The sequence below is a fragment of the Streptomyces sp. NPDC016640 genome (assembly GCF_043076215.1).
Classification (GTDB): Bacteria; Actinomycetota; Actinomycetes; order Streptomycetales; family Streptomycetaceae; genus Streptomyces.
This window is the reverse complement of the sequence record NZ_JBIBRG010000046.1, coordinates 1-2720: the sequence shown is the minus strand read 5'-3', so window position 1 is coordinate 2720 and position 2720 is coordinate 1. Positions and strand designations below refer to the sequence as shown.

Genomic DNA, 2720 nt, shown 5'->3' with positions numbered 1-2720 from the left:
TCCCGGCCCAGACCCTCCAGCCGCTGCACCAGACCGGCCGTCGCCACCGAACCACCGGCAACCGACCGCCGCGCCCGCACCCGGACCAGACCACGGAGCATGGGGTGGACGTCGCCCTGTTCCCGCAGGGCGGGCAGGTCGAGGCGCACGGGCAGGACGACGGGTTCACCGGTGGCGAGTGCGGCGTCGAAGAGGGCGGCGCCCTGCTCGGGGGTGAGTTCCGGCATGCCGGCGCGGGCGATGCGCCGTACGTCGGTGTCGGAGAGGGTGCCGATCATGCCTGCGTCCTGGGTCCACGGGCCCCAGGGCAGGGACGTGGCCGGCAGGCCGAGCGAGCGGCGGTGCCGGGCCAGGGCGTCCAGGAACGTGTTGCCGGCCGCGTAGTTGGCCTGTCCGGGGCCGCCGAGGATGCCCGACATGGAGGAGAAGAGCACGAAGGCGGTGAGGTCGAGGTCCTTCGTCGCCTCGTGCAGGTGCCAGGCCGCATCCACCTTCGGACGCAGCACACCCGCCAGACGCTCACCCGTCAGCGACTCCACCACACCGTCGTCCAGCACACCCGCCGTGTGCACCACGGCCCGCACCGGATACCGGCCCACCAGAGCCGCCACCGCATCCGCATCGGCCACATCACAGGCCTCCACCGACACCCGGGCACCCAACCCGGACAACTCCGCGACCAACGCCTCGACACCCTCGGCAGCCGCACCACGACGACTCACCAACAGCAGATCCCGCACACCGTGCCCGACCACCAGATGACGGGCCACCACACGACCCAGACCACCCGTACCACCCGTCACCAGCACCGTGCCCCCGGCCACATCCCAGCCGGAACCACCCACACCACCCAGCTCCGACGTCACCCGCGCCAGGCGAGGCACCAGCACCCCACCACCACGCACCGCAACCTCGGCCTCGGCCTCACCCACCGCCAACGCCGCACCCAACAACTCGGCCGACAACACCGCACCCGGCTCGACGTCCAGCAGACCGAACCGCCCCGGATGCTCCGAGACAGCCGACCTCACCAGACCCCACACTGCGGCACCGGCCAGATCGCCGCCCTCAGTGGCACCCCGCGTCACGAACACCAGCCGCGAGGTGGCACACCGCTCCTCCGCCAGCCACGACCGCACCAGCTCCAGCGCCCAGGCGGCAGCTCCGTGCACGGAGCCGATCACGCCGGCCTCCTGCTCGCCGGTCGGCGGTACGACGGCGAACACCGTCGCCGGCACCGCACCGTCGTGCACCAGCGCCTCGAAGTCGGCATGACGAGGGCCGGTCAGGGCGGCGAGGAGGTCGTCGGTGGTGCCGAGGACGGCCGTGGAGGGGGCGTCCTCGGCACCGCTGTCCGGCGCGGGAGCGGGGAGGGTCGTCCAGGCCAGGTGGAACAGGGCGTCCCGCGTCGTGGTGTCGACGGCGCCGTCGGAGGCGACGGCGCGCAGCACCAGGTTCTCGATGGTGGCGACCGGTGCCCCGGTGGGGTCGGCCACGGCGACGGTGGCGGACTCGTCACCGGTCCGGGTCAGGCGGACCCGGACGGCCCGGGCGCCGGTGGCGTGCAGGGTCACGCCCTCCCAGGAGAACGGGACGACTCCCCGCGCGAGTCCGCCGAGGGCGGAGATCTGCACGGACGCGTCGAGCAGCGCCGGGTGCAGTCCAAAACCGGCGGCGTCGCGCTCCGCGGACTCGGGGAGGGCGACCTCGGCGTACACGTCGTCACCTCGGCGCCAGGCGGCGCGCAGGCCCTGGAAGAGGGGGCCGTACTCGTATCCGCCCTCGGCCATGCGCTCGTAGAGACCCGTCAGGTCGAGGGGCTCGGCGTCGGCGGGCGGCCAGACGGCGGTGTCGAAGGCACCGGTGTCGAAGGCGGGGGCCGTCCCCGGGGCGAGGACGCCCGTGGCGTGCTCGGTCCAGGGCCGGTCGTCCGCGCCCTCGGGCCGGGAACGGGCGGTGAGGCTCCGGCGGCCCGCGGCGTCGGCCGGGCCGACCTGGAGGTGCAGTTGGACGCCGCCCTGCTCGGGGAGGACGAGGGGGGCGGCCAGGGTGAGTTCCTCGACGCGGTCGCAGCCGACCTCGTCCCCGGCCCGCACCGCGAGTTCGACGAAGGCGGTGCCGGGCAGCAGGACGTTGCCCATGACGACGTGCTCGCCCAGCCACGGGTGGGTGCGCAGGGAGAGGCGGGTGGTGAGGAGGAGGCCGTCGGAGTCGGAGAACTCCACGGCCGCGCTGAGCAGGGGGTGGCCGGCGGAGCGCAGACCGGCGGACTCGACGTCCCCGGAGGACGCGTCGGGCGTGGGCCAGTAGCGCTGGTGCTGGAAGGCGTAGGTCGGGAGGTCGGTGAGCCGGGCGCCGGTTCCGGCGAGGTACGCGGTCCAGTCGACCGTCAGGCCCTGTGCCGCCAGCCGGGCGAGAGCGGTGAGGGCCGTGGTCTCCTCGTCGCGGTCCTTGCGCAGCAGCGGTACGAGGAGGGCGTCGTCGCCGGCGCTCTCGCGCGCCATGCCGCTGAGCACACCGTCCGGACCCAGCTCCACGAACCGGGTCACACCCTGCCCGGCCAGCGCACGGACACCGTCGGCGAAGCGCACGGCCTCACGGACGTGGGTCACCCAGTAGGCGGGTGTGGTGAGTTCGCCGGGTGCGGCGATGCGGCCGGTCACGTTGGAGACGACGGGCAGCAGCGGGTCGGCGTAGGAGAGGTTCTCGGCGACCGTGCG

At 74.0% G+C, this 2720-nt stretch carries 1 protein-coding gene; it reads right to left on the bottom strand.

Going from position 1 to position 2720, the window contains the following annotated elements:
* Positions 1 to 2720 (bottom strand): type I polyketide synthase (locus ACF07S_RS33420; RefSeq protein ID WP_391975923.1); only part of this gene is annotated, 2720 nt, incomplete at both ends.